Raw genomic sequence first — 25,648 nt, forward strand, 5'->3', positions numbered from 1 at the left:
AAATCAAAAAAGGAAAAACAATGAAATTTATCAAACTTTTAACCGCATCTTTAGTTGCTCTAAGCCTTCACGCAGCCGACAAAGACCACACTATCACTGTTGGCGTCTCACCTGTGCCACACGCTGAAATTTTAGAATTTGTAAAACCAAAGCTAAAAGATAAGGGCTATGACCTTGTTATCTCTGAAATTTCAGACTATTCGATACCAAATGTCGCCACAGAAGATGGCAGCTTGGATGCAAATTTCTTTCAGCATTTGCCATATCTTGAGGAGCAAAACAAGGCTAGAGGCCTGCATCTTGTAAGCGTTGCGAGCGTGCATGTCGAGCCACTTGGCTTTTACTCTAAAAAGATAAAAGATATCAAAGAGCTAAAAGATGGCGCAAAAGTGGCGATCGCTTACGATCCGTCAAATGGCAACAGAGCGCTTAGAATTTTAGAAAAAGCTGGTCTTATAGAGATCGATAAAAACGTAAAAGTTGCAACTGTAAATGACATAACTAAAAATCCTAAAAATTTACAATTTGTCGAGCTAGAAGGTGCTCAGATCCCAAGGACGCTTGATGATGTCGATATCGCTGCTATTAGCACAAATTTCGTCCTTGATCTTGGCATGAGCGTGGCAAAAGACGCACTTTTACTTGAAGACGCCAACAGCCCTTATGCAAACATCATCGTCACAAGAGCTGGCAACGAGAACAATCCTAAGATCAAAGCTTTAGTTGATGCGGTTCTTAGCCCTGATACTAAAAATTTCATCATCACTCGCTACAAAGGCGAGGTTATACCTGCATTTTAAAAATGGGGCGAGCTTTCGCCCTATCTATCTTTTTTGAGTTAAATTTTTATTTGCTTTGTCATACAAAAATATCATTAAAGTCAATAAAAATGGATATATAAGAATATCAAATTTAAAGCCTCTATAAACAAACATTTCAATGAAATCAGAGAAAAATTTGGCGCAAATTGGTATATGAAATAAAATAAAATTTATGCTTCTAATAACAAAAGCAAAAAATAATATTGGCGTTATCAATAAAAAAATATAAAAATATTCTTTTGCATATATGTATATAAATATCAAAAAGCAGCCTGAAAGAATTATCATAAGATGTGGTGTTAAGTCTATTTTTAAGGTATTGATATCTTTTAGAATGCTGTTTTTATCTATGAAAATATAAAGAATAAACAATGGTAATGATATCTCAATAATCAAATAGGTCAAGTTATATACAAAATAATCAAATTTGTTTGTGATACTAATGTTAAGACAACAAAATAAACAAAGCAAAGCGATTAGAAATTTAAGCTTACTAAAATTTATTAAGTTTTCTAAAGCTGCGCTACACCTAATGGCAACAAATCCAAGTTCTTTGCTTTGTATCTCTGTAAATAGCCAAAATAAAATGGTTTTCACAACTAAACAATCCTCTCTATTTTTTACTTATCTTTGGCTATTATACACTTCAAAGAGAGCTACATCTTTGTATTTTGCTTGTTTGAGCGCTATTTTTGTCAAAGTCGTCTTTCTAATTTATCTAATAGTATCACTTTGTAGTTTGGCGAATGAGCCTCTCTCCATACACCACCCGGCCCATAAACATTAAGAATTTCTTTTAATAGTGCAAAAATTTCCTCAATGGCCAAAATGCGCTATAAATAATTGGCTTTACGTCTAATAAAAGCCATACTTTATCATAAGATACATGGTCTATTGTTTTATTATATAGCTCATTTTCTAGTATGACTTCAAACATTTCACCTTTATAGTAAAGTATCCATAGGCTTTTTGAAAGATATCCATGATCTACCTTTGGATCATGAAAAAAGCCACTCTCCATAAGCCAGCAGTCGCACTCCTTGTCTATAACCCAATACCATTGATCAGGCAAAACGTTATCAGATGGATTATATTTAAGAAAAATGTTAGTAAGGCCATACTTTTCATCATCCTCTTTTGTGATAATCGCATTTTCAAATGCCATAATAAATTTAATGTCTTTAACTATAGTCAAGATTTATTTATGTAGTTTTAAAACTAAAATGCTGTTTATTGTCTTCTAATTTTTTGTTTTTCTTCTTTATTGTCTGTCGCGTTTAATTTTGTTTTGTTTTCTTTAGACATTATATCAACTAAGGCTTTTGATTTGTCTTCTATTTCTATATGTGTGGGTTTAAAAGATGTATTGTTTGCATTGTGATCAAAGTAAACTTCGTTTGCAATAGAGTTAACATCCGGCTTATCATAGCTATTTGGGTGAATTATAAAATTGATGGGATATACTTTCATTATAATTATTTTGCAATATATAATCCAGTACGTCTTCGCTAACACTAACGCTTGAATTTTCTTCTTTTATGGTGGCTAAAAATTCTTCTACAATATCAAAGCATAAAAAATTATTGTTTTTGGTTATCTTGTTAATATAATATTCTTTAGAATTGTCTTTTAGGTAATTTAGCTTGTTTGTATCTGTATCGTTGGCTTTTAGCTTGGATATAAATTCTGATTTATCTATCCCATTAATTTTAGTTATATTTTCATTTTTTATAATCTCAGCAAGTTCGGTTTGATAGAATGTTCTATTTGTAAGAGCATTGTCTCCTAACGGTTATTTTTCCATCTGAAGAAATATCAATTTTTTTTAAAATATCAAGAATATCATTAAGCGAATTAACATCTTTTAGTCTAGCATTTGCTTGCTCTAAACTTAATCCAATCATCCCATTTTTTCCTTTTTGTCGGCTAAATCCTCTATCTCCATAGTATAGTTTAGCTCTTTTCCAAACAAATCACGATCTCTATAAACCTCTAAAATTTCTTTTAGCAGAAGCAAAATATCTTGCCTACTAAGATTTTGCGCATGACTTGGTTTTATATCTAAAAGTTTCCAAATCCTATGAAATTTTTTCTGAGTTTTATCTATAATAATTTCATAATCCATAGTTATTTCTAACGTTTTATTACCGAAATATAATATCCAAAAGGTCTCTGTACTAAGGGCATGATCATACTCATTACTAGGGAAATTTAAAAGACACCACATCCAACAATCTCTACTTTTGTCGATGGTCCATTTTTGCTTATTTATAAACTCTTTATATGGTGGATTGTATTTGTAATAAATTTCACTTAGTCCATATTTTTCATCATCCTCTTTTGTGATAATCGCATTTTCAAATGCCATTTTTTCTCCTCAACTTTTAATGTCATAAAATTATATCTGCTAGATATTTATATTTGCTTAACATAAAGCTTTTTTAGTACTATCCTTACATCTAATTTTTATATTCTTAGCTTTTGTTGTAGATAATTTTTCTCTTTATCAATAAGCTTAATTTTTGTTATTATTAAAAAATTAATAATTTTACCTCAAATACTTAAGCGGTACTTTGCTACAATGGCTCGCTTTATTAAATTTTCGGAGTAAAAATGCTACATGACATTATTGATTTTATCGTATCAAGCGTGAGCAGCTGGGGGTATGCTGGCATATTTGTGATGATGTTTTTAGAGAGCTCCTTTTTCCCATTTCCAAGCGAAGTGGCGATGATACCAGCTGGATATCTAGCTCACAAAGGTGAGATGAGCCTAGCGCTTGCTTTTATTTCAGGCACGCTTGGCAGCTTGCTTGGAGCCATTTTTAACTACTATCTTTGCTACTTTTTTGGACGTGAGATCGTCTTAAAATACGGCAAATTTGTCGGCATCACTCATGAAAAAATGGATAAATTTGAAGCATTTTTTAATAAACATGGCGAAATTTCTACCTTTAACTCACGCCTAATCCCTGGAATCCGTCAATATATCAGCCTACCAGCCGGGCTTGCTAAGATGAATATTTTTAGATTTTGCCTATTTACCACACTTGGCGCTGGGATTTGGTGCGCGGTTTTGCTTGGAGTTGGCTACTTTCTAGGCACAAATCCTGACAAACAGACACTTCTAACGATCACGATCGCTCTTTTGGCAGTGGTTGCGATAATAAGTGCTATCTATATAGTAAAGCAAAGAAAAAGATAATACATATAAAAATACATAAAATTTAGTGTATTTTGCAAATTTGGCTCAAATTAATAGCTAAATTTAGCCTAGCTAATCGCTCTCATTTTTTCTAATCTAGCTAAATTTCTTGAAATTTTCTCTAGCTCACTTTGCTCGCAAACCTCCTCACCAGAGTAGAAAAATTTCACATTTGGAGTTAAATTTGAATTTGAAATTTTAAGTCCAAGCTCACTTATTAAGCGCTTTATCGTCCCTTCGTTGCCGTCTATTATGCTTACATTTGGGGGTAAAATCTCTCTTAAGCTATCTTTAAAATAGTTAAAATGCGTGCAGCCAAGCACCAAAAAGTCAAATTTACTTAGATCAAATTCAGCTAGCTCTTCTTTTAGATACGACTTAACGTTTTCGCTCTCAAACTCAGCCTTTTCAGCGAAATTTACAAGGCGAGGCAGAGCAAGCAGCTCGGTTTTATCTTTTGCGTTTAAATTTGTGATTAGCTCTTTTAGTTTTGCGCCATTTACGGTGACTGGAGTGGCGATGACAAGCGTTTTTAGGGCATCATCATGGCTTAGATCGTGAGCCTTTTTTACAGCTGGCTCCATACCGATGATCGGCACGCTTAAATTTGCTCTAAGCTCTTTTATCGCCACGCTTGTTGCAGTATTACACGCTACCACGACAGCTTTTGCGCCATTTTTAACAAGAAATTTAACCGCATCAAAGCTAAATTTTAATATCTCATCTCTGCTCTTTTGTCCGTATGGGACATTTTTCACGTCTGCGTAATATAAAAATTCATGCTCGCTAAGCTTGCTTAAAGCTTCGTTTAAGACGCTAAGTCCGCCAAGCCCCGAGTCAAATATACCTATCTTCATGCCCATCCTTAAAGCCTGCAATTATAGCAAATAATATCTTTGTAAGCCGTTTTTTATTATACTTTGGCTCATTTTAAAGTTGGAGCTAAATTTGGCAGTTGATAAGGTTATTTTCTATCTTTGCGCGACTTTGATCGCCATAAGCATCATTTTCTCACTATCTTTGCCAGTTTTTACAGTTTTATTTTTTAACTACGACGAATTTCACTTTTTCATCCGCCAGTTTGCAGTCGGCTGTATAGGAATTTTTCTCATGTGGTGGCTCTCTAGGCTAAATCCCGACAAAGCGCTCGTTTGGATAGGCTTTGGGCTGCTTATCTCTTGCGGTATAGCTATGGGGCTCATGCACGCCTTGCCAGCTTCGATGGTGACTGACTCTGGAGGCGCTAGACGCTGGATCAGGCTACCTAGCTTTTCACTTGCGCCAGTTGAGTTTTTCAAAGTCGGTTTTGTCTATTTTTTGGCGTGGAGCTTTACTAGAAAATTTAGCGACGGCAAGAGGACTTTGATGGCTGAGCTAAAGATACTTTTGCCTTATATCATTCTTTTTGGTATCGCTATCTTTCTTATCGCCGTTATGCAAAACGACCTTGGTCAGGTTGTAGTTTTGGCACTTACCTTTGTGACGATGGCGCTTTTTGCAGGGGCTAGCGTTAGGCTCTTTGGTATCGGTATCTTGGGCGCTGCCTTTGTCATGACGGTGGCGATAGTTAGCTCAGAGCACAGAATTTTGCGTATAAAGTCATGGTGGGGCACGATACAAAATATGGTTCTCTCTTTCTTGCCAGATAGCGTGGCAAACGTGCTTAGAGTGGCAGACGCACCAGAGCCTTATCAAATTTCTCACTCACTAAATGCAATTAAACACGGCGAGTTTTTTGGCGAAGGGCTTGGAGCTGGGATATTTAAGCTTGGCTTTTTAAGCGAGGTGCATACAGACTTCGTGCTAGCTGGCATAGCTGAAGAGGTCGGCGTTTTTGGCATTTTGTGCATCACAGCGATCTTTATCACGCTACTTTATAGGATATTTAGAATTTCAGCTAGGAGCGAAAACAAGGTCTATCACCTATTCTCACTTGGTATCGGGCTTATCTTGTCATTTTCATTTTTGATGAATAGCTACGGCATCACATCGATCACGCCGATAAAAGGTATCGCTGTGCCATTTCTTAGCTATGGCGGTAGCTCCGTGCTTGCTATATGCATCGGCATCGGCATGGTCTTGATGGTTAGTAAAAAGGCAAAACTATGATAGTTATTTGTGGTGGCGGCACTGGTGGGCATTTGGCGATCGCTAGAAGCTTTTGCGAGGAGCTAAATAGACGAGGCATAAAGCCTATTTTCATCGGTTCAACTAGTGGTCAGGACAAATTTTGGTTTGAAAATGATGATAAATTTGCACAAAAATTCTTCTTACCAAGCAGTGGCGTCGTAAATAAAAGAGGCCTTGCAAAGCTAAAATCACTAACAAACATCATAAGCCTAGCTCTAAAGTGCAGGCAAATTTTTAAAGAAAATGGCGTTAAAGCAGTTATCAGCGTGGGAGGCTACTCAGCAGCGCCAGCAGCCATAGCGGCCATCATCTCAAAAACACCACTTTTCATCCACGAGCAAAATGCCGTAACTGGCAAGCTAAATAAAATTTTAAAGCCATACGCAAAGGGCTTTTTTAGTTCTTATGATGAGCTCTCGCCCTGTCCTTACCCAGTGGCAAATAAATTTTTTGAAAGCCAAAGAGTTAGAAGCGAGCTAAAAACTATACTATTTTTAGGTGGCTCACAAGGCGCAAAAGCGATAAACGAGCTAGCTATAAATTTAGCCCCATATCTTAAAGAAAAAAGGATAAAGATCATTCATCAATGCGGCAAAAACGCCCTTGATGAGCTGAAAAAGAGATATAATGAGCTTGGCTTTAGCGAAGCAAATTTAGAAATTTTTGACTTTAGCAAAGAGATAGAAAAGAAAATGAGTGAGGCTGATCTTGCCATATCAAGAGCTGGAGCTAGCTCACTTTGGGAGCTTTGCGCAAACGCCCTGCCCTCTATCTTTGTGCCATTTCCTTATGCCGCTGGCAATCACCAGTTTTATAACGCTAAATTTCTAAAAGATAAAGGCATAGCTGAAATTTGCCTGCAAAATGGCGAAAATTTAGACAAAGATGAAGTCATAAAAATGATCGAGAGCTTTGATCTAAGCAAAAGCAGCAAAGCTCTAAAAGATATCCTTTTACCAAATGGGGCAAAAGATATAATGGATAAAATTTTAAGCTAGATCCTCGCCTATGGCGTAGGCTTTTAGCTCTCGTAGCTCGTAAATGAGATAGTGATAGATAAGCTCGTTTGTCTTTAGGCTTTTGCCTGAAAGCACTGGTCTTATCATCTCGATGATCCTATCTGTGATGCCAGCGATCTCAACCAAAAGTAGCTCGTCGCCCCTTTGTTTGGCCACTCTTATGCAGTTATAAAAAAATGTGTAGATAGTCTTAAAATTTTCCAAAACGACGTTTGAGACGATTTGAGAGTCGAGATGTAAAATTTTATTCATCCTATTTTGTAGCTCCATTAGCTCTGCAAGTAGCCCTCTTATCATCGCTGTGTCGCCACTTCTTGAGAATATGCTCTTTTTCTTTTTTTTATTTTGTATCTGATATTCAGCGACTAAAATTTGCATGATGTTTGAGATGCTTGTTAGGCTCTCTTGCAAATTTTGATTAGTCTTTAGGCTCACGCCAGCCTTTTCTATCTTGTAGTATAGGCTTTTGTTTGTCTGCTCGAGGTATGAGCTAATGTTTTCGTAGTAATCTTCAGTATTAAAGACATTTTTAAAAAAACTGCCCTCGTCTGTTGTGCTGTAAAGTCTTTTTTTGATCTCTTCGACATTTTTATTAAAAGTAAGCGCATCGATCTTTGTCTCAGGCTCGACAACGCCGTTGTTTTCGATAACTTCCAAGTTTTTCTTAAGCGTATTTATCAGCTTATCAATCTCATTAAAATCCATTTTGCCTCTTTGAAATTTTTGGCTATTTTACTATAAAAAACTGAAGTTTTCGCTTGCAATCCTTAAAGAGATAAATTTATGCTTCTTTTAATAAAATATCTCAAAAAAGGAGCAAAAATGAATGGTGAAGTTTTTAACGCTTGCATTATCGTAGCATCCATAAAGCAAGCCTTAAAGTCAAATTTAGAGCTAAACTACAAAAGCGAAAAATTTATAAAAAGCCTAGTTTTTGACTATGTCTTAGGTGATGAGCCAGAAAAAAGAGAGCAAGCTAGCATAAATGAGTGGTTTAAGCACGCCTTAAAGCTTGGACTAAGCGACGTGAGATACACCACAAATTTGACGGTCTCTTCAGATGAGCGCTCGCTGCAAGGCTTTTCAAACGTAAGCCACAAGTCGATTCTTTGCATTTATAAAGATAAGATGAGCTACTTTGTGCCCCGCTGGAGCTTTAAAGAAGATAAAAAGGGCTGGGATGTCTGGGAGATAGTCTATAAAGAATTTAGCCTAGATGGCATGCCAGAAATTCAAAAATTTAGCGATAACACTTTGGAGTTTAAAGATATCCTAACAAGGATCTCTAAATTTGCAGATGAGATAGAGTGTGAGAATTTTGGCGACTGCTTTAGAAAGGGGCTAAAAGCGCTAAATGAGCCAGAAAAGATAGAGCAAAATATCCTAAACGCGCCACTTATGCCAAAGCTAAATTTAGCCCTTTTTACTGCGGCAAGTGCGGCTGATGTCTTTGGTGGCATGGGCTCTTGGAACGACGACGCAGCAGGCTTGGCACAGCATAAAAAACGCGCTAAAGAGTATGATGAGCTTAGCAGTGAGCTTTTTACGCAGATGCGAAAAGCCACACTTTTTGCCATAAATGAGTGGTAGCTAGCCGTTTATCTGATAGATCTTTTTTCGCTGGCTTGAGCTGCCGATGTTTAGGATTTTGCGGTATTTGGTGATGGTTCGGCGAACGATTTGGATGTTAAATTTAGCTTGGATTAGCTCTTGGATTTTTAGATCAGAAAGTGGCTTTTTATGATCTTCATTTTTGATAAGCTCTAGCAAAAATTCCTTTATCGCGGCGTTTGAAGTCTCCTCGTCAAAGCCAGTTGCGAAGAAATTTTTAAGCGCGACCGTGCCTCTTGGGGAGCTTAGATATTTGTTTGCGATCGCTCTTGAGATGGTTGAAGGGTTGCGTCCAAGCTCGTCAGCTAGGTCTTTTAGCTTCATAGGCTTTATGTCACCGCCCAAAAAGTAGTCATACTGATACTCAACTATCATGAGCCCTATCTTATAAAGCGTTGATTTTCTCATCTCAAGGGCGTCTATGAGCTCGCTTGCCTCTTTTATGCGCGAGCTTACAAAGGCCTCTTTCTCGTCTAGTCCCTCGGTGTCGATAGAAATTTCAGGATAATAGTCGTCATTTATCTGCACGCTTATGCCGCTACTTGTGCTTAGCACGAAGATGTCAGGCACTGCCTCTTTTTCATCTTCAAGATACTCAATGGCTGGGGGATTTTTAAATTTCTTTATGATCTTTAGCGCATCGTCGTAAAATTTAAGCTTTCTAAGCTTCTCTATATTTTCAAAATTTAAGATGATCTTTTTCGCGCACTCTATGGTCTCATCACTCGCCTCTGCCTCGCCAAGCTGAAACAAAAAGCTCTCTTTGATATCCTTTGCACCCACGCCACAGGGCTCAAGGTAGGCAAATCTCGCTCTAACTCGCTCCACTTCATTCTCATTAAAACCAGCAAAAATTTCATCATCATAAGAAAAATAGCCCTCATCATCCAAACACTCGATGATCTTATATGCGATATCTTGGGACTTTTGCGTGGGGAAAAGTGGTGGATTTATCTGGCTAACGAGCTTTTCATAGAGGCTTTCTTTATAAATGCTTAAAGCCTCGATACTCTCGCTAACCGAGTTTTTGCTAACCTGCTCGAAAAAATTTCGTTTTTTTTCGCTTTTTTCTAAATTTTTATGTTCGATCGTAGCAAATGGATTATCTTTTATAAAAGGCTCAAGCGTCTCTTTTAGCTCATCAAGCCCGCTTTGAAGGATAGGAAGCCAGCTTCTTAGCGTTTGGTTTAGTTTGATCTTTGGCGCTAAAGTTTGCTTTTGCCTTAGCATCATCTACTCAAGTAGCTTAAATTCTTCGCCAAGATAGTGCGTTCTAACAAGCTTGTTGTTTGCCACTTCGCTCGCACTGCCGCTTGCTAGCAGTGAGCCATCTTTGATGACGTAGGCTCTGTCGCAAATGGCTAGTGTCTCACGGACGTTGTGGTCAGTTATTAAAACGCCGATACCTAGCTTTTTAAGGTCTCTAACGATGCTTTGTATGTCGCTAACTGCGATAGGATCGACGCCTGCAAATGGCTCATCAAGCAGCAAAAATTTTGGCTTTATGATGAGGCTTCTAGCTATCTCACAGCGTCTGCGCTCGCCACCACTTAGGCTAATGCCCTTTCTTAGGCGGATAGGCTCGATGTTTAGCATATTTAGCATCTCATTTACTCTTTTGGAGATCTCTTCTTTGCTTTGATTTAAAATTTCAGCCCCAAGGAGCAAATTTTCTTCAACGCTTAGCTCTTTAAATATGCTTGATTCTTGCGGCAAATAGCCAATACCAAGGTGCGCCCTTTTGTGAAGCGGGACGTTTGTAATCTTTTCGTCGTTTAAAAATACATCTCCGCTAGTTGGCGAGATGAGCCCGCAGATCATATAAAAAGTGGTCGTCTTTCCAGCGCCATTTGGCCCAAGAAGCCCCACGACCTCGCCGCTATTTACCTCTAAAGATATACCTTTTATGATCTCATTTTTTTTAATCGTCTTTTTTAGATCTTTTACTTCTAGTTTATGCACTTATAACCTCGTATTTTCTGCCATTTTTGCTAGGAGAAATTTTTACTAACGTATAGCTCTCGCCATTTTTCTTTAGAGCTTTTTCTAAATTTTCATCGCCCCACTCTACTAGATGAAGCCCCTCTTCAAACAAATTTTCAAAAAGGCCATTTTTTGCCATCCCGTCAAATCCGATCTGGTAAATGTCGTAGTGGTAGATATCTTTGCCATAAATTTGCATCAAAGAAAACGTAGGCGACGTCACGCTATCTTCTATGCCATGAGCCTTGATGATCGCCTTTACAAGCGTCGTTTTGCCACTTGCTAGATCGCCACTTAGTAGCACCACGCCACTTTTTGGCAGCACCCGCACAAGCCGATCAAGCTCATTTTCTAAAAGCTCAAAAACCATCAAAGCTCTTTTACATATTCGCTCTGGGCGCTTTTTGGTATGCTTTTTGTAGTTGGGATCGCTAGCACCTCATATCTCGCCTCACGAGCTAGAAATTTGATAGTGATAACATCGCCGATCTTAACATCTTTTGCCGCTTTTGCCTGCACGCCATTGATGCTCACAACACCACTTTTACACATATCTTCGCTAACGGCACGCCTTTTGGTGATATTTACTACGTTTAAAAATTTATCTACTCTCATGCGGCGGATTTTAACAAAAATAGCCTTAAATTTTTAATCCTTTAGATATTTTAAAAGCTCTTTTAAATTTAGAGGTATGACGCCGCCATGGGTTTCATTTTTAAAAAGCTCAAAGTGATAATTTACGCCACTTTGCTTTAAAATTTGGGCTAGATCGCTCGCCTTTAAAATGCCAGCTTTGTCTGTTTTGCCCTTTCTTTTTTCAAGCTCGCCAACGCTAAGAAAGACAAATTTAGCCTTTAGTTTTTCTTTAAATTTACCCTCGCTCACATTTTGCTTTAAAATTTCAGACTCGCCCCACCAAAGAGATGGCGAAGCGATAAAGAAATTTGAAAATACGCCCTCATTTTTAAGCAAGGCATAAAGTGTAAAAAACCCGCCAAAAGAGTGTCCATAAAGGCTCTTTTGGCTATTTTGCACGTTAAATTTCTCATCGATTAGCGGCACTAAATTTTTAGTTAAAAAGTGGTAAAACGCATCTGCACCACCACCCTTGCTAAACTCCTCGCCATCTGCCTTTGGCGTGAGATCTCTTGTGCGTTTTTCTACCTCGTAGCTTTTGTCTGTATCATATCCTACGCCTATTATTAGCGGAGCAGCCTTACCATCAAATTCATTTAAAAGCATGTTAAACTGGGCGTTTGCGTCAAGCAAGTAAAGCACGTTTTTAAACTCATTTTGCCCCTTTAGCTTGGCTGTAAAAATTTTATAAATTTCATCATTTGCGCTCATTTTAAAGGTTGAAATTTCAAATTTACTAGCAGCTTTTTGGCTAAGTGGCTCAGGCGTTTGTTGCGGAGCTGCTTGTAAAATTTGCGTCACGCCAAGCGTAAAAAGCAAAAATTTAAAGGCTCTTACCATTTTGCAGCGACCTTAAACCAAAATCTCCTGCCCTCTTGTGGATAAAAGTAATATTTGCCGTCGTCTGCTAGCGCCTCATCGTATTTTACATTGTCAAAGATATTGTAGGCATTTAGGCTAAGCGTTAGGTGCTTGTTTGCGTCCCAGCTGACGCCTGTATCGAAAGTGAGTAGGTCTTTTGTGTTCTCTCTTACACTATTGCCAGCACCAAAATTTACGCTTGTTAGCTTGCTCTCATAGTTTGCGCCAAAAAATGTCTTGACGCTTTTTATAGGCTTATATGTAAGCGTAGCGTGAAGTGTGTGCTCTGGCGTTGCTGTTAGGCTTTTACCATCAAGTCTGTTAAGCCCAGTTTGGCTAAATTTCATAGGGCCATTTGGCGTATTTATCGTTGGGTTGCCAGTTTTTATCTTTGACTTATTGTAGGTGTAGTTTGAGCTTAAATTTAGATTTGAAAGGATGTCATAGTCGCCACTTAGCTCCACACCCCAAACGGTCGCACCCTCAATGTTAAAGTAAGTTCCCCAACCAGGGCAAGTAACGTCTGGTGCATTTGTGCAAGTGCCAAAGGCTGGAATTCCATTTACTCTTTTACTGCCATCAGTGTCTAGGATCTTATCTTTAAATTCATTTCTAAAAAGCGTCACAGAGCCTCTAAAATCAGCCTGATTGTCATAATATGCCCCAACTTCATAAGTCGTGCTCTTTTCTGGTTTTAGGTCCTTGTTGCCAAAATCAACTATACTCCAAGCCTTTTGAATAGTGCCTACTTCTGGAGAAATTTGATTGACATCTGGGGTTTTGTAGCCAGTCGCTACGCCGCCTTTTAGGCTTAGTGTATCTGTGGCGTTATAGACTATGTAGGCTCTTGGCGAGAGGTGGTTGCCAAAAAATTCATTGTGTGTGAGCCTTGAGCCAAGCGTTAAAAAGAGCTTCTCATCTAAAATTTGCCACTCATCTTCGATAAATCCCGCATGCTCGCTCATCGAGTAGGTCTTTGGATCTTTTAAACCGTTTCTTGAGGCGTTTGAGACGATGAAGGTCGTGCCGACATTTTGTTTGCTAAAGTCATAGCCAAAAGTTAGAGTGTGTGCGCCAAAAAACGTTGTAAATTTAGAGTTAAAGTTGTGATTTTTAGCTTTAGCAGGTATAAATTTGTCAAAAAGGCTCGTTCTTTGCGTCTGGTCGTAAATGTAGCTGATATCGGCATTTAGGTTATCAAATTCGCCAAGATAGCCCACACCATAGCTCTTTTTCTCGTAGTCATAATTATCTAATGGTCTTCTTCTTGGGTCTGGATCGGCTGTTTTGCCGACGGTGCGCGAGTAGTCGTGTTTTTCACTTGAGCCAAGGATGAAAAATTTATTGTGCTCATCTGGAGTGATCCAAAGCTTTGCGCTTAAATTTCTCTTATCACTCTTTTGATAACCGCCTTTGTAGTTGTCTTCATCTCTTAGCTTTTTGTATCCCCAAAGCTGAAGTGCGAAAAGGTCCTTATAAAGAGGCAAATTTAGATAAAAGTCGCCCTGCCTGCCATCACCTATGCCTTTATGCGCATTTATCGTGGTTGAGATACCGACGTTGCCGCTAAATTTTGAAAAATCCTTTTTGGTAATGATATTTATAACTCCTCCAACCGCGTCGCTACCATAAAGCGAGCTCATAGGGCCACGGATGACCTCTATACGCTCGATCGCCTCAGCTGGTGGGATGAAATTTGAGTTCATATCCCCTGCTCCACCCTTTGGATTTGCGCTGCTTGAATTTACTCTTTTGCCATCAATCAAAACTAGCGTTTGAGACTTCTCCATGCCGCGTATCGAGATGCCACTAGCTGCCCCGTCCTCGCCACCGACGACATTTACACCTGGCACTTTCTGGGCGATTGAGTGAAGTGAGGTAAAGCTATCTTTTGTAAGCTCATCGCCCTTTATTACGCTTATGCTTGCAGGGGCTTCTTTGATTTGCTGCGAAAAGCCACTCGCACTTACTACGACGCCATCTAGCTTAGTTTCGTTGTTCTCTTTCTCTACTGCATAGAGAGAATTTGCCACACAAGCGCTAAGGCAAATGGCGATAAATTTTGATCTATTCACGGATATCCTTTTGTTAAATTTAATCTTTGATAATGAAAGCGAAACGCAAATTTAACAAAGCAAGCATAAAAACAATATTAATTATCATAATTTTAAACAACAATGTAGAAAAAATTTATGAAAATAAAATTTAAATCAATCTAAGAGGAGCTAGACCCAAAGCGAGTCTAGCAAATTTGAAGTTATTTTGAAGCGACCATTTCGTTGTATGAGTTAAATATCTCTCTACTAAGATCTTCGAGCTTTCTAAATTCAGTAACAAAATGTTTTAAATTTTTCTCGTTATAGCCCTTGCCAGCTTCTGTCAAGATGGCTTTGATGTTTTTGTTAAACTCATCAACTAAATGGCGTGATTTCTCGTATGTTTTAGTGTGGCTAAAGCTCTTTGCGCACTCATTTTCATACCACGCTACAAGATCGTCTGCATCTTTTGCTATATCATCGCCGTAACCCTGCTCATTTACCGTATCTGAATAAACACCCACTTTATAAACGATGATAGCTATCTTTGCGATGATGCCAAAGGTCTTGTCTTCTACATATTTTGATCTTTGGGCTGTCTCTTTTGCATTTTGGTTAAAGCTAGCTAAAGTTTGTTTGAAATTTTCGACATTTGCTGTGGCGATCTTTGAAATTTCATCTATCTTTTTAGAATTTTCATCTATATCTTTGGCTTCTTGCTGAAGTGTTTGGATATTTACGCCGATCTCGTGTGTCGCTTTTTGAGTGTTTTCAGCTAGTTTTCTAACCTCATCAGCGACAACTGCAAAGCCACGTCCATGCTCGCCTGCGCGTGCCGCCTCGATGGCTGCGTTTAGAGCTAGTAAATTTGTCTGCTCGGCTATATCTTTTATCAAATTTACAACCGAAGTGATATCGTCTGTTCTACTATTTAGCGTGCTTATGGCGTGGCTTGAGCCCTCTATCAGCTCCTCAAGCGAGCTCATATTTACGCTTAGCTCATTGATGCTTTGCGTCGTATCCTCGGCGATTCTAGCCGTATCTTTTGCCATGAGTGCCATTTGGCTAAGGTTTTTGATACTCTCATTTAGATCATTTCTAACATCTTCTATTCCATCGTTGCCGTTGCCAAGTGTGTCAAGCTCTTTTGAAAGCAGGCCACGAACTTTACTTTTTTGACCTTCTTTTATACCAACAACACCATGGCTCATAAAGGTAGCATTTTGTTTAAAAGTCCCCCTAAATCCCTCTGTAAAGATATTTCTATATGTTAGTCCGCTTTGAGCAGCGTCTATTGAGGTTGAAATTTCTCTTTGGAGCGCCTCAACTTGATCAAGCAAGTCATTTATGCCAAGTGCCACTTCATAAAGTGGGTCATTTTCTTTTACATTTACTATCCTAGGCTCTAAGATGCCGTTTCTAGCCGAGCCTACTACGCTTAAAATTTCATTTATAGAGTCAAGTTTTTTTCCAAACATCTTATAGCCTTTGTAGGTTATTTACAAATTCATCATAACTTAGATTTTTTTCGTTTAAAAAATCAGTTAAAAATTTCATCGAAGCATCCATGCCACCGCTCTTTTCTACCGATAATAACTTTTGATATATAGGCTCTATCACCTCAATCGCCTTTGAATTTGGCTTGCGTCTAACTGAGTAGTAACCAACCGTGTTATTGCGGTCATCAACTGAGGCTGTGATGTTTGCAAAGACCCAGTAATATCCACCATCAAAGCTTTTGTTTTTAACATAAGCAAAAATTTCTTTTTTATCTTTTATATGCTCCCAAAGTAGCTTAAAAATAGCTCTTGGCATATCTGGGTGTCTTACGATGTTGTGAGGCTTACCGAGGACTTCAGCTTGCTTTGCTCCAACTATCTTTAAAAATGGCTCGTTACAATATGTAATACGTCCTTTTAAGTCGGTCTTTGAGACCAAAAAGGCGCTCTCTTCGACCATGTGTTCTTTGTTTTCAGACATCTTCTCTCCTTTAAGATTTTAATTATTTTAGTTTTTAACGGCTTTTGATAGATCCCACATCGGCAAAAATATACCAAGAGCCAGTAAAAGCACCATGCCCGCTATAAAAACGAGCAAGATAGGCTCGATATAGTTTGAGATGTTATCAATAATATCGTTAAATTTCATCCTGTAATAGTCAGTTACTTTTCCGGTCATATCGTCTAAGCTACCGCTTTGCTCGCCAGCGCTTATCATCTGTATGAGCATATTTTCATATAAATTTGTATCTCTAAAGGCCTCCGTTAGGCTAACACCCCTACCAACAAGTATCTTAACGCCACTTAGCTTCTTTTTGATATCCTTGTTTGAGACCGTTATCACAGCCGTATCAAGGGCATCTGCTATAGGCAAACCAGCTCGAACAAGCTCTGTAAAGATGAGGTTAAACCTGCTCATATTTGAATAAAATATGATCTTGCCGATGAGATAGACTTTCAAAAGGTATTTATCGACCTTGTCTTGAAATTCTTCACTCTCAAGATAGTATTTTCTAAGCAAATATCCGATAAACGCAAGTGCTCCAAGGATATAAAAGCCGTAGTTTGTCATGACGTATTCGATATTTAGCAAAATTTTAGTTGGCAGTGGTAGCTCTGCATTTAACTGCTCGAAAATCTCTCTAAACTGCGGCACAACAAGTATCATAAGGATGACAAAGGCTATGATGATCGCACAAATGACTGTTATCGGATAGCGGATAGCTTTTTTAAATTTTTGCTGATTGTCCCAGACCTCTTGCAAAATAGAGGCAAGCTTTGCAAGCGCGTCAGCCATATTACCAGTGCTCTCACCAAGCCTTATCATCGCTAGCGTCACGTCGCCAAGCTCTTCTTTAAAATTTTCTATGCTATTTGTGAGGCTTGAGCCTTGATTTAGCTCCTCATCTATAGTCTGAAATATAAATTTAAGGCGCTTATCCTCGGTGGAGTTTGCAACCTCTTTAATGCTATCGTGGATAGAAATTCCAGCATTTGTCATAACGCTAAGCTGCCTTATGGTGGCTACTAAATTTGGGATTTTCACCTTTGGATTAGTAAAGGCCTTTGCGATCACGTTTTGTAAATTTTCAAAGTTATTTATGCTAGAAGTTTGCGTCTCTTTGATCTTGACGATCATGCCAGTGACATTTGCTTTATCTTTGATCTCACTTTTATTGTTCGCTCTTAGGCTCATCTTGTGGCGTTTGCCGTTTTGGATGTACTCAACCTCAAAGTATTTCATATCTTAGCAACCCTATAAACTTCTTCAAGCGTGGTTATGCCATTTGCTGCTCTTATAACGCCATCATGAAACATATCTATAAAGCCCTCTTCGTAAGCTACGCTTTTAAGCTCATCTTTAGAAGCGCCATTTGCGACCATGCTTGCTATATGGTCACTAATAGGTAAAATTTCACTTATCATCTCACGTCCTAGATACCCAGTTTGTGAGCATTGCGGGCAGCCGACGCTTTTATAAAACTGATAATTTTCAGGGACAAATTTCTTAACCTCGTCAAATGCCTTTTGAGATAGAGTGATCTTTTGTTTGCAGTGTGGGCAGAGCTTTCTAACAAGCCTTTGAGCCTCTATGCAAACGAGCGCGCCACTTACTAGATAAGGCTCGATGCCCATATCTATCATACGAGGAAGTGCGCTAATGGCATCATTTGTGTGAAGCGTAGAAAAGACGAGGTGACCAGTAAGTGCCGCTTGTATCGCTATGCGAAGCGTCTCTTGATCCCTGATCTCGCCTATCATTATGACGTCTGGGTCTTGTCTCAAAATAGAACGGAGCGCTGAAACAAAGGTAAGTCCAGCCTTTTCATTTACATGCACTTGTTGGATCATATTTAGCTGGTATTCGACTGGGTCTTCAACTGTTATGATCTTAGTTTTTACGCTTTTTATATCATTTAGTGCACCATAAAGCGTAGTAGTCTTACCTGATCCTGTTGGACCGGTAACTAGGATGATGCCATAAGGTGCTTTCATGCTCTTTTTAAATTTGGCAAAGTTATCAGGATGCATGCCAAGATCTTCTAAATTTATAATGACCTTTGACTTATCAAGAATTCTTAAAACTATACTTTCGCCATTTAATATAGGTAGCGTCGAGATACGAAAATCATACTCTTTGTCTAAAATCTGAGCTGAAAATCTACCATCTTGTGGGCGGCGGCGCTCTGCGATGTCCATGTTTGAAAGTAGCTTCATACGGCTAACCATCGGCGGATAGATATCTTTATCAAATATAAATGTCTCACTTAGCATGCCATCAATCCTGCTTCTTACGATGCAGTTTGTCTCGGTTGGCTCGATATGGATGTCGCTGGCTCTGCTTTGGATAGATGTTTTTAAGATGATCTCGATTAGCTTTAAAATTCCAGAGTTTTCACTGTTTTGACCTTGGCTAGCCGAGCTTGAAAGCTCTCTTCTGATCTCTGTTATCACATCTTTTATGCTCTCATTTAGTGCTAGCTTGCTTATATATTTTTCTATCTGGGTTGGCTGAGCGATGGCAACTTTTAGCAGTTTTCTATTAAATAAATTTTGCACCTTATCTTGAGCCATAACGTCAAATGGATTTTTAAAAGCGACATATACACTTATCTCATCTTCTTTTACTGGGATCGCGCTATATGTCTTTAGCTGAGCGGTGCTTAGCTTTTCGCTGATACGATAGTCGATGTCGATATCATCAAGGTCAAAGTATAAAACCTTAAATTTCTCGCTTATAAATTTAACAAAAGCCTTTATATCAAGCTCAAGGTCGTTTGAAATTTCATCGATATTTACATGCCCTCTCCTATAAATATCAGACAAAATTTCCATAAAGTCATCGTCATTTAGTAAATTTTCATCTCTTAAAATTTTAACAAGACCCTTACCTTCTTGCTCGCTTATCTGCTTTATCTTTTCTATATCTGATGTGCTTAGTTTGCCGTTTTGTTCTATATTTTTTAAGATTACATTTTCTACATTTTTCATTATCTATACTCTATTTGTGATTTCAGGTCGTTATTTTTAAAAATTTTAAGCACTAACTTTGGTATTTGTCCATTTGTCGGGCTTATCTCATATCTTGTGTCAGAATTTGGCTCTTCAAAGATAAATGTACCAAGCTCTTCGACATACTCTTTTTTTACAAATTTATCAAACAAAAATGAAAGTATATAATCACTCTTTGGAAGCCTGATATAGCTTATATCAACGCCATCTATCATAGCGTGAAATAAGAGCTTTTTCTTAAACAAGATGTCAGCAAAATAGGCAGCATTTTCTCTTGATTTTTCGCTCTTTACTAGCTTATCGATCGGAGTTGCTAGCCTGTTTAGATCGTTCATCTTTATGCAAGCGATGCCAAACATAGAAATTTGCTCTTCGTTATTTTGTGTTTTTAAAAATTCCTCAACCTTTTGGTTGCAGACTTTTGCATAGTTTGCACTGTTAAAGTCATCTCTTATCTCGGTTAGACTAACAGCAAAAACTTCACAAACAAAAACCAAAAAAATAACGAAAAATTTCATAGTGTTCCACTTTTTATCTTATTTATAAGCTCATTTATCGAAGCTTTGTTTAAGTTTTTATTATACTCCCTTAGAGCTTTGACAGCATCATCACTTTGTTTTAGCTTATATTTTGACTTTGCAAAGATGATCCACGACTCCTCTAAGCTATTATCTATATCGTTCGCAGCAAGCGACCACTTTATAGCTTCTTTGAAATTATTGTTTCTAAAATTTAATCTTGCAAGCTCAAGTGCAATAGTTGGATTATTGGTTTTTAAAAACTGCTCTCTTAGCACGCTCTCTTCATTTGATGCTGAAGTTACTTGTATATTTACACGCTTTCTGGCTGGTTTTGACTCAAGATCTATCACTTCATCTTGTGGCACACTTATGCCGTTTATGCCATTTTGTTCGCTAAGCGGCTCTTCGTCAGGGATGTTTAGCTTAAGCCAACCTTGTGAGCTTCTTTGCCTTTTTGGCTCATTTTTTGAAGTATCATTTGTTTCGTTTATTTTTACTACCTCTTCAAGCTTTTTAGCTATCTTATCAGCTAGCTCATCTTGCTTTTTACCCTCTTCAAATTTAGCCTTGGCAACCTCGCTCTTTTGCTTTAGCTCACTAAGAACGCTTGCATTTGTCTCATTTTTTTCTACCATTTTTACAGCGGTTGCATTTTTGGCTAAAACTTTATCACTTTTACTTGCAAGACTTGGAGCTTTCTCTATGCTTAGAACTATCAACGCAGCCAGCAAAATGATGATAAGCAAAAGCTCGATGATTAAAATTTTAGAGTTTTTGGCATTAAAAATTTTATGCAAAAAGCCACCATTTTTTTTCTTGTAGCTCTCATAAAGCTTTTCTAGTCTTTGAATTTCTTGTGGTTCAAGCATCGATTAGCCCCGCATCAAGTGCAGCCATGGTAAGTATCATGATATTTGCCTTATCACCGCTAAGCTTTGAAGGCTGATACTGCTCGTAGTATTCGCAAATTTCATAGAATTTATACATTATCTTGTTTAGCGTTCTTAAATTTCCACCGCAAAATGAGTAGGCGCACTCATAGTCTTTTTTCTCAAATTTAAGGTATTTGTCGTAGTTTTTTTGACTAAGCTTTCTTTGCAAGTATATGATGATCTCATTTACATCAGCGCTACTTAACTCGATACTCTCCCAAATTCTAGTCTGAAAATAATCTTTTGCCAAAATATCTTCGTTTTCAGTTTTATGTATCGTAAAGAGAAATTTAAACATCCTAGTATCAGCCATAAGCCTTATCTTCTCGATAAGCTCAGTCGGGTAGAGCTGTGCCTCATCTAAGATAACCGTCATTTGATTTTTTAAAATTTCATCTTTACTACTAAAGTCTTTTGAATAAAATTTTATAAAGCTCTCAAAGTTGTTTATATCTTCAAGCTTTTTTCCATAAATTTGCTCACAAAGTGCCTCGATAAATGTCGCCTCGCTAAAAAATGGATGCGGAAAAAAGATGAGGCTTTTATCTTCTTTTAGATCATTTGCGATCTTGTTTAGCAAAAAGGTCTTGCCACTACCTGGCTTACCATAAAACAAGATGAGCTTTAGTGGCTTTTTTAGAGCTAAAACTATCTTGTTGTAGCAGCTTATAGAGTTGTCTAAATTTACGAAATTTAAACTCTCGTCTTCATCTATGAAAACATCTTTTATATGCGTATAAATATTTTCGTTACTCATAGATCGATTTAGAAAATCCTAGATCTTTTAGCGACTGCTGAACTGGTTTTGGATCTTCAAGATCAACAACTCTTGGCGTGATGACAAAGATAAGCTCAGTAGTTCTTACGCCATCTCTTGTGCTTTTAAAGACACTTCCTATCAAAGGTATGTCGGCTAGAAGTGGCACAGCTGTGTTTTGTTTATCTTTGGTCTGTCCGATAAGTCCGCCAAGTATGATCGTATCGCCACTATTTACCTGAACTACGGTTGAGAGTTTTTTCTGAACTGTATCAGGGGCGATCTCTCTAATGGCTGTATTTTGTGATCTTGTGTCATCTTCTGCATACTTAAAGCTGCTTAAGCTTGGGTTGATGCGAAGCATGATCTTATTGTTATCTGAGACTTCTGGGAGTAAATTTAACAAGATACCGATAAATACAGAGTATTGTTTATAAGTTGTTGTAAGCCTGTTGTTATTGTTATTGTTGCTACCATTATCTGTCTCTTCCATCACGCGGTAGTTTATATTATCACCCACAGAGATTAGCGCTTGTTGGTTGTTTAGAGTGGTTACTTTTGGACTTGAAACAACCTTTGTTTTGCCATTTGTTTCAAGGAAATTTATCATACCATCAAGGCTAAAGTTTAAATTTGCAGCGATGTTTAACGTGCGTCCAAAGCCATCGCTTAAGCTATTGCCCTTGTTTGTCCAGCTTGCGCCAGAGCTTGCATTAGCAGCTGAGTTACCTATATATGAGTTAAACCCAAGCTCAAATTTACTCCAATCAACGCCTTGTTTATACTCGTTATTTAGATCAACTGCGATGATAGAAACGTCGATGATGACTTGTTTTTTAAGTCTTCTTTGCATTTCAGCTATATATTTTTCAACACGTTTTAGCTGTGACGGGGTAGCTGTAACCGTGATAAGTCCGGCATTTTGGTTTATGATAGGATCTGGCGCTGTGATGTGCTCACTGCTATTATTTAAGATAGCTTTTAGCTCAGCGTCAAGCTTCTCCCAAAAGTCAAATTTCTCAGTTGTTCTTATCAAGTTGTTTTCATTTTTTATATCATTTGAGCTAGTATCACTGCTTGAGCTACTGCCTACTTCTGACGGAGAAGCATCAACAGAAGCTTTTGTGATAGCTGTGCCTTCACGGATAGAGGTTATGTAGTCTATTTTAAAAATTTTTGTTTGAAGTGATGAGATTTTTAAGACATTATTTGAAAACTCGTAGCTTAAATTTTTCTCATTTAAAAGTAGATCAAAGACCTCGCTTAGGCTCATATTTCTTATATTTACGCCAAAGATTTTATCATCAAGCTCTTTTTTGCTGTAAGCATCTTTTGCAACGATACTAAAATCACACATTTCAGAGAGCTGATTTAAAACATCTCCAAGACTTATATCGTCTGTGATCTTCATACTAAAATTTTTACTCAAGCATGTGCTTGGTTTTGCCATTATAGGGGTAGCTAAAAATGAAGCCAACGCCGCAGTTATAATAAATTTACTTAATTTTGATACCAACATTTTTACTTCCATTTTTAAGAGTTAGTTCTTGTTTTTCATCATCTTTTACGATGATAACCTTGCTGCCATAAACACTTGTGATATTGTAATCATCAATCATATCTCCCACTTTATACCACTTGCCATTTATATTTGCTTTATTTAGCAAAATGGCCTTTAGCATAAATCCCCTTGCAGAAGAGTATTTTGTAGTGTTTTGATCGCCTTTTGGAGCAACTGGCAAATTTAGTTTGAAAGGATCTTGTAAGCTAGAAATTTCACTTCCATTAAGCCCTTTTCTTTGCTCTTTTATCTTAACAAAAACTTCATCATAGTTTTTCATCTCGCCTTCAAACTCACTGCCAAATAGACCAAGAGATAAAATTAAAAATAAACCAAATTTTTTCATCAGTACTTCATACCCCACACTGAGATAGAGAGCTTAGCTCCTAGATCTTTTTGAGTGGAATTTATATCCATTTTGTGAAGATCTACTACGAGTTTTGACTCTTCAAGTCCGTTTATATAGCTAAGCATATCTTTAAAATTTCCAAGACAAGTGACATCTATATTTAAAATTTGCTCTATCTTTTGGAAATTTGGCTCTTTTATATCGCTTTTAAGCTCTAAAATTTTTATATTATTTTGCTTTGCCAAAAGCACAATACTATCTATATAGTTTGCCCAGTTTTGATTGTCAAAAAGCAAAAAAGAAAGCTCTTTAAGCTTTGAATCAAAATAGGTATTAAATTTCAAAATATTCGTGTAGCGAAGTTTTAGATTGCTTAAATTTCTATTTTCTTCATTTATCTTAAAATTTCTATCGCCATCAGGAGAGCTTACTGAGGCTAGATAGTTTCTGGTGTTTTCTAACTTTGTAGAAATTCTCGTATGTTTATCAAGCTTTTCGTCAAAGAAATTTTGCGCAGGATCAAAGCATAGCATATAAACAAGATAAGCTATGATAAGCGCTGAGCCAAGAAAAATGAGGTTTGTTTCGTTTGGCTTTTTGCTATCAAAGTATTGATCTATTTTGCTTAAAATATCTTGTCTCATTGTCTAATCTCTATGCTTATATTACTTTCATACTCGTGTTTAGCGTCATCTGAACGAATTTTTTTAGTATTTACCAAGTATTTTTCATCTTTGCTGATATCTTTGATCAACTGGGTTATCCTTTTTTCATTATCGCTAACAGCAGTTATAGTCAAATTTCTATCGTTATTTACGATGTTTGTGATATGAACTGCGTTTAGATTTAAAATATCGGTAATTTTAAAAAGATTTAAACCCTTCATAGCGTAATTATCTTTTTTATTTTCGATCTCAGCAAGCAGACCTTTTCTGAAATTTAGCTTTTCATTCTCTTTTTGAGTCTGTTCTTTTACCGCCTCTTGTTCTCTTGAAATTTTAGCTAGAGTCTCTTTTATCTGCATCTCTTGTGCGTTTAGGACGCTATATTCGTCATTTAGTCTTGCACTGTCTTTTTCTAAAACAAGACCAGCTATGTAGTTGTAAGCTGGATATAACATACTTAGCGCAAATGCCGCAGCGCAAGTGAGCAAGAATTTGCCACTTTTTCTTTTGACAAATGGATCTGGGCGAAGCATATTTGAGAGGTTAAAATTCTCATAAAATGGCTCTTTGGTATAAAATCTACCAAATAAAGCCATAACGTTATAACGCTCGTTTATAGTATAGTTTTTGTTGTTTATCGCAACTTTTATGTTTATATACTCGGCATCCAAGCCAAGTTTGGTTGAGATGAAATTTGCAAAATTTTTGATCTCATAGTCACAATCTATGTAAATTTTCTTTATAGATATGCCATTTTGGCTATTTATAATGTTTAATATATCGTTAAAATAAAAAATATAATCTTCAAAAACTGTGTTTAGATCATAGTTAAAGCCATCATCATCTTTATTTACAAGTCCTCTTTGAGACAAAACTTCGATAAATTTTTCATCACTCAAGCGATCGCCGCTTTGCTCTAAGAATTTATCTTTAAGGTAGTTTAGGTTATAGCGGATTTCTCTAGCTGTAAAAAAATCACCATCTAAATATATGCTTAAAAATGATTCATCTTTTCTAAGCGCGATAAAGCAGTCTGCTTGAGTGCTAGGCAGCAAGCCTTTTTTGTAAATAGCAGAGTAGATCAAAGGCTCAGGCGCAAGGTAGTCGATATATGGGACTTTTTTTGCAACCGCTTTAAAGGTCGAATTTATATCTTCATTCGTGATAGCAAAAACAGTAAAAATTCTCTCTTGAGTTTTTGTAGTGCCTTCTGAGAAAAATATCTTATTATCAAGCGCAGGATCTAGTGAAAGCTCTGCATAGACCTTTGAATAAAGCTCCTCGTAAAGGGTGTCGTTATCAACGCTTCTAGGGATAAAAATAGTTGTTGTTTTTAAGTCTTTAAATTTTATGTATGAGATGAAAAAGTCGCGTTTATTGACTGTTTTTGAAAAGTTAAAAGCTTCTACATTGCTGTTGTGATAACGAAATCCTTTATAGTCATACGGATCTAGTGCAACTATAGAAATTTCACTATTTTTTTTAATATTCATCATGAATCAAAAAACCTTCCTAAACGCTTATATTGGGTATTTTAATATCTTTAAAAT

The 25,648-nt window shown here is 37.3% G+C and carries 28 protein-coding genes and 1 pseudogene; 5 read left to right on the plus strand and 24 right to left on the minus strand.

Features of this window, described 5'->3' with window-relative positions:
* Nucleotides 1–20: 20 nt before the first annotated feature.
* Nucleotides 21–800 (plus strand): MetQ/NlpA family ABC transporter substrate-binding protein, encoded by a 780-nt coding sequence (locus F3G88_RS03865; RefSeq protein ID WP_103567524.1) that lies wholly within the window; start codon nucleotides 21–23, stop codon nucleotides 798–800.
* A gap of 24 nt (nucleotides 801–824) precedes the next feature.
* On the opposite strand, the gene F3G88_RS03870 is transcribed toward F3G88_RS03865, so the two are convergent.
* The 5 genes from F3G88_RS03870 to F3G88_RS03885 form a co-directional block, all read right to left on the minus strand.
* A complete protein-coding gene (locus F3G88_RS03870; protein WP_149715411.1) occupies nucleotides 825–1,418 on the minus strand; it encodes a hypothetical protein in 594 nt (197 codons plus the stop codon).
* Between the two features lie 199 nt (nucleotides 1,419–1,617).
* Complete coding sequence (locus F3G88_RS03875; RefSeq protein ID WP_223228725.1) at nucleotides 1,618–2,016, minus strand: hypothetical protein; 399 nt, start codon at nucleotides 2,014–2,016, stop codon at nucleotides 1,618–1,620.
* A gap of 35 nt (nucleotides 2,017–2,051) precedes the next feature.
* A complete protein-coding gene (locus F3G88_RS03880; protein ID WP_149715413.1) occupies nucleotides 2,052–2,291 on the minus strand; it encodes a hypothetical protein in 240 nt (79 codons plus the stop codon).
* Between the two features lie 293 nt (nucleotides 2,292–2,584).
* Nucleotides 2,585–2,725, minus strand: a complete 141-nt coding sequence (locus F3G88_RS10230; protein ID WP_188117460.1) for a hypothetical protein — start codon at nucleotides 2,723–2,725, stop codon at nucleotides 2,585–2,587.
* The gene (locus tag F3G88_RS03885; protein WP_149715414.1) at nucleotides 2,722–3,189 is read right to left on the minus strand and encodes a hypothetical protein; all 468 of its coding nucleotides are present in this window, start codon (nucleotides 3,187–3,189) and stop codon (nucleotides 2,722–2,724) included. Before F3G88_RS03885 ends, F3G88_RS10230 begins: the two co-directional genes overlap by 4 nt.
* A 245-nt stretch (nucleotides 3,190–3,434) precedes the next feature.
* Between F3G88_RS03885 and F3G88_RS03890 the strand changes: the two genes are divergently transcribed.
* Entirely contained in the window at nucleotides 3,435–4,025 is a 591-nt protein-coding gene (locus F3G88_RS03890; RefSeq protein WP_149715415.1) for a DedA family protein, read from the plus strand.
* Between the two features lie 68 nt (nucleotides 4,026–4,093).
* Here the strand turns inward: F3G88_RS03890 and murI are convergent, their stop codons facing one another.
* On the minus strand, nucleotides 4,094–4,882 hold the full coding sequence (gene murI, locus F3G88_RS03895) for a glutamate racemase (protein WP_149715416.1): 789 nt from the start codon (nucleotides 4,880–4,882) through the stop codon (nucleotides 4,094–4,096).
* Between the two features lie 91 nt (nucleotides 4,883–4,973).
* On the opposite strand from murI, the gene F3G88_RS03900 reads away from it, so the two are divergent.
* Together F3G88_RS03900 and murG are read left to right on the plus strand one after the other, a co-directional pair.
* Complete coding sequence (locus F3G88_RS03900; RefSeq protein ID WP_149715417.1) at nucleotides 4,974–6,134, plus strand: FtsW/RodA/SpoVE family cell cycle protein; 1,161 nt, start codon at nucleotides 4,974–4,976, stop codon at nucleotides 6,132–6,134.
* Nucleotides 6,131–7,153: an undecaprenyldiphospho-muramoylpentapeptide beta-N-acetylglucosaminyltransferase gene (gene murG, locus F3G88_RS03905; protein WP_149715418.1), complete on the plus strand. Its 1,023-nt coding sequence runs from the start codon at nucleotides 6,131–6,133 to the stop codon at nucleotides 7,151–7,153. Before F3G88_RS03900 ends, murG begins: the two co-directional genes overlap by 4 nt.
* On the opposite strand, the gene F3G88_RS03910 is transcribed toward murG, so the two are convergent.
* Nucleotides 7,145–7,879, minus strand: a complete 735-nt coding sequence (locus F3G88_RS03910; protein ID WP_087581675.1) for an imidazole glycerol phosphate synthase — start codon at nucleotides 7,877–7,879, stop codon at nucleotides 7,145–7,147. The genes murG and F3G88_RS03910 overlap by 9 nt on opposite strands.
* A 117-nt stretch (nucleotides 7,880–7,996) precedes the next feature.
* On the opposite strand from F3G88_RS03910, the gene F3G88_RS03915 reads away from it, so the two are divergent.
* Nucleotides 7,997–8,764: a hypothetical protein gene (locus F3G88_RS03915; protein ID WP_149715419.1), complete on the plus strand. Its 768-nt coding sequence runs from the start codon at nucleotides 7,997–7,999 to the stop codon at nucleotides 8,762–8,764.
* Here the strand turns inward: F3G88_RS03915 and F3G88_RS03920 are convergent, their stop codons facing one another.
* The 17 genes and pseudogenes from F3G88_RS03920 to F3G88_RS04000 all read right to left on the minus strand — a co-directional run bounded on the left by F3G88_RS03920 (nucleotide 8,765) and on the right by F3G88_RS04000 (nucleotide 25,594).
* Nucleotides 8,765–10,015, minus strand: coding sequence for an RNA polymerase factor sigma-54 (locus F3G88_RS03920; RefSeq protein WP_223228759.1), 1,251 nt, complete (start codon nucleotides 10,013–10,015; stop codon nucleotides 8,765–8,767).
* A 3-nt stretch (nucleotides 10,016–10,018) separates the two neighbouring features.
* Nucleotides 10,019–10,747, minus strand: coding sequence for an LPS export ABC transporter ATP-binding protein (gene lptB, locus F3G88_RS03925; RefSeq protein WP_149715421.1), 729 nt, complete (start codon nucleotides 10,745–10,747; stop codon nucleotides 10,019–10,021).
* Complete coding sequence (tsaE, locus tag F3G88_RS03930) at nucleotides 10,740–11,138, minus strand: tRNA (adenosine(37)-N6)-threonylcarbamoyltransferase complex ATPase subunit type 1 TsaE (RefSeq protein WP_087581678.1); 399 nt, start codon at nucleotides 11,136–11,138, stop codon at nucleotides 10,740–10,742. The genes lptB and tsaE overlap by 8 nt, the downstream gene beginning before the upstream one ends.
* Nucleotides 11,138–11,383, minus strand: coding sequence for an RNA-binding S4 domain-containing protein (locus tag F3G88_RS03935; RefSeq protein ID WP_002940508.1), 246 nt, complete (start codon nucleotides 11,381–11,383; stop codon nucleotides 11,138–11,140). The genes tsaE and F3G88_RS03935 overlap by 1 nt, the downstream gene beginning before the upstream one ends.
* A gap of 33 nt (nucleotides 11,384–11,416) precedes the next feature.
* The gene (locus tag F3G88_RS03940; protein WP_149715422.1) at nucleotides 11,417–12,244 is read right to left on the minus strand and encodes an alpha/beta hydrolase; all 828 of its coding nucleotides are present in this window, start codon (nucleotides 12,242–12,244) and stop codon (nucleotides 11,417–11,419) included.
* Nucleotides 12,238–14,340: a TonB-dependent receptor domain-containing protein gene (locus F3G88_RS03945; RefSeq protein ID WP_223228726.1), complete on the minus strand. Its 2,103-nt coding sequence runs from the start codon at nucleotides 14,338–14,340 to the stop codon at nucleotides 12,238–12,240. The genes F3G88_RS03940 and F3G88_RS03945 overlap by 7 nt, the downstream gene beginning before the upstream one ends.
* Before the next feature lie 182 nt (nucleotides 14,341–14,522).
* Nucleotides 14,523–15,200, minus strand: a pseudogene (locus F3G88_RS10710) (methyl-accepting chemotaxis protein); the annotation flags it as partial.
* A 580-nt stretch (nucleotides 15,201–15,780) separates the two neighbouring features.
* Nucleotides 15,781–16,281, minus strand: a complete 501-nt coding sequence (locus F3G88_RS03955) for a PAS domain-containing protein (protein ID WP_149715424.1) — start codon at nucleotides 16,279–16,281, stop codon at nucleotides 15,781–15,783.
* A 27-nt stretch (nucleotides 16,282–16,308) separates the two neighbouring features.
* Nucleotides 16,309–17,544, minus strand: a complete 1,236-nt coding sequence (locus F3G88_RS03960; RefSeq protein WP_012001751.1) for a type II secretion system F family protein — start codon at nucleotides 17,542–17,544, stop codon at nucleotides 16,309–16,311.
* Nucleotides 17,541–19,292: a GspE/PulE family protein gene (locus tag F3G88_RS03965; RefSeq protein WP_103558076.1), complete on the minus strand. Its 1,752-nt coding sequence runs from the start codon at nucleotides 19,290–19,292 to the stop codon at nucleotides 17,541–17,543. Before F3G88_RS03965 ends, F3G88_RS03960 begins: the two co-directional genes overlap by 4 nt.
* Entirely contained in the window at nucleotides 19,292–19,831 is a 540-nt protein-coding gene (locus F3G88_RS03970) for a hypothetical protein (RefSeq protein WP_009293846.1), read from the minus strand. Before F3G88_RS03970 ends, F3G88_RS03965 begins: the two co-directional genes overlap by 1 nt.
* Nucleotides 19,828–20,703, minus strand: a complete 876-nt coding sequence (locus F3G88_RS03975; protein ID WP_149715425.1) for a CDC27 family protein — start codon at nucleotides 20,701–20,703, stop codon at nucleotides 19,828–19,830. The genes F3G88_RS03970 and F3G88_RS03975 overlap by 4 nt, the downstream gene beginning before the upstream one ends.
* Nucleotides 20,696–21,523 (minus strand): ATP-binding protein, encoded by an 828-nt coding sequence (locus F3G88_RS03980; RefSeq protein ID WP_012001747.1) that lies wholly within the window; start codon nucleotides 21,521–21,523, stop codon nucleotides 20,696–20,698. The genes F3G88_RS03975 and F3G88_RS03980 overlap by 8 nt, the downstream gene beginning before the upstream one ends.
* Nucleotides 21,516–23,042 carry a pilus (MSHA type) biogenesis protein MshL gene (gene mshL, locus F3G88_RS03985; protein WP_149715426.1) on the minus strand — a complete coding sequence of 509 codons (1,527 nt, stop codon included), beginning with the start codon at nucleotides 23,040–23,042 and terminating at the stop codon, nucleotides 21,516–21,518. Before mshL ends, F3G88_RS03980 begins: the two co-directional genes overlap by 8 nt.
* Complete coding sequence (locus F3G88_RS03990; RefSeq protein ID WP_103558081.1) at nucleotides 23,020–23,430, minus strand: hypothetical protein; 411 nt, start codon at nucleotides 23,428–23,430, stop codon at nucleotides 23,020–23,022. The genes mshL and F3G88_RS03990 overlap by 23 nt, the downstream gene beginning before the upstream one ends.
* Entirely contained in the window at nucleotides 23,430–24,077 is a 648-nt protein-coding gene (locus tag F3G88_RS03995) for a hypothetical protein (RefSeq protein ID WP_012001744.1), read from the minus strand. Before F3G88_RS03995 ends, F3G88_RS03990 begins: the two co-directional genes overlap by 1 nt.
* Nucleotides 24,074–25,594 carry a PilN family protein gene (locus tag F3G88_RS04000; RefSeq protein ID WP_149715427.1) on the minus strand — a complete coding sequence of 507 codons (1,521 nt, stop codon included), beginning with the start codon at nucleotides 25,592–25,594 and terminating at the stop codon, nucleotides 24,074–24,076. The genes F3G88_RS03995 and F3G88_RS04000 overlap by 4 nt, the downstream gene beginning before the upstream one ends.
* Nucleotides 25,595–25,648 lie beyond the last annotated feature (54 nt).

Origin of the sequence: Campylobacter concisus (assembly GCF_902460675.1) — a bacterium.
Lineage (GTDB): Bacteria > Campylobacterota > Campylobacteria > Campylobacterales > Campylobacteraceae > Campylobacter_A > Campylobacter_A concisus_AJ.

Bases quoted from the DNA above. Each gene is read 5' to 3' on its own strand.
- F3G88_RS03865 (WP_103567524.1), top strand. From the start codon at position 21: ATGAAATTTATCAAACTTTTAACCGCATCTTTAGTTGCTCTAAGCCTT.
- F3G88_RS03880 (WP_149715413.1), bottom strand. From the start codon at position 2,291: ATGAAAGTATATCCCATCAATTTTATAATTCACCCAAATAGCTATGAT.
- F3G88_RS10230 (WP_188117460.1), bottom strand. From the start codon at position 2,725: ATGATTGGATTAAGTTTAGAGCAAGCAAATGCTAGACTAAAAGATGTT.
- F3G88_RS03885 (WP_149715414.1), bottom strand. From the start codon at position 3,189: ATGGCATTTGAAAATGCGATTATCACAAAAGAGGATGATGAAAAATAT.
- F3G88_RS03890 (WP_149715415.1), top strand. From the start codon at position 3,435: ATGCTACATGACATTATTGATTTTATCGTATCAAGCGTGAGCAGCTGG.
- murI (WP_149715416.1), bottom strand. From the start codon at position 4,882: ATGAAGATAGGTATATTTGACTCGGGGCTTGGCGGACTTAGCGTCTTA.
- murG (WP_149715418.1), top strand. From the start codon at position 6,131: ATGATAGTTATTTGTGGTGGCGGCACTGGTGGGCATTTGGCGATCGCT.
- F3G88_RS03910 (WP_087581675.1), bottom strand. From the start codon at position 7,879: ATGGATTTTAATGAGATTGATAAGCTGATAAATACGCTTAAGAAAAAC.
- F3G88_RS03915 (WP_149715419.1), top strand. From the start codon at position 7,997: ATGAATGGTGAAGTTTTTAACGCTTGCATTATCGTAGCATCCATAAAG.
- F3G88_RS03920 (WP_223228759.1), bottom strand. From the start codon at position 10,015: ATGCTAAGGCAAAAGCAAACTTTAGCGCCAAAGATCAAACTAAACCAA.
- tsaE (WP_087581678.1), bottom strand. From the start codon at position 11,138: ATGGTTTTTGAGCTTTTAGAAAATGAGCTTGATCGGCTTGTGCGGGTG.
- F3G88_RS03935 (WP_002940508.1), bottom strand. From the start codon at position 11,383: ATGAGAGTAGATAAATTTTTAAACGTAGTAAATATCACCAAAAGGCGT.
- F3G88_RS03940 (WP_149715422.1), bottom strand. From the start codon at position 12,244: ATGGTAAGAGCCTTTAAATTTTTGCTTTTTACGCTTGGCGTGACGCAA.
- F3G88_RS03955 (WP_149715424.1), bottom strand. From the start codon at position 16,281: ATGTCTGAAAACAAAGAACACATGGTCGAAGAGAGCGCCTTTTTGGTC.
- F3G88_RS03960 (WP_012001751.1), bottom strand. From the start codon at position 17,544: ATGAAATACTTTGAGGTTGAGTACATCCAAAACGGCAAACGCCACAAG.
- F3G88_RS03965 (WP_103558076.1), bottom strand. From the start codon at position 19,292: ATGAAAAATGTAGAAAATGTAATCTTAAAAAATATAGAACAAAACGGC.
- F3G88_RS03970 (WP_009293846.1), bottom strand. From the start codon at position 19,831: ATGAAATTTTTCGTTATTTTTTTGGTTTTTGTTTGTGAAGTTTTTGCT.
- F3G88_RS03975 (WP_149715425.1), bottom strand. From the start codon at position 20,703: ATGCTTGAACCACAAGAAATTCAAAGACTAGAAAAGCTTTATGAGAGC.
- F3G88_RS03980 (WP_012001747.1), bottom strand. From the start codon at position 21,523: ATGAGTAACGAAAATATTTATACGCATATAAAAGATGTTTTCATAGAT.
- mshL (WP_149715426.1), bottom strand. From the start codon at position 23,042: ATGTTGGTATCAAAATTAAGTAAATTTATTATAACTGCGGCGTTGGCT.
- F3G88_RS03990 (WP_103558081.1), bottom strand. From the start codon at position 23,430: ATGAAAAAATTTGGTTTATTTTTAATTTTATCTCTTGGTCTATTTGGC.
- F3G88_RS03995 (WP_012001744.1), bottom strand. From the start codon at position 24,077: ATGAGACAAGATATTTTAAGCAAAATAGATCAATACTTTGATAGCAAA.
- F3G88_RS04000 (WP_149715427.1), bottom strand. From the start codon at position 25,594: ATGATGAATATTAAAAAAAATAGTGAAATTTCTATAGTTGCACTAGAT.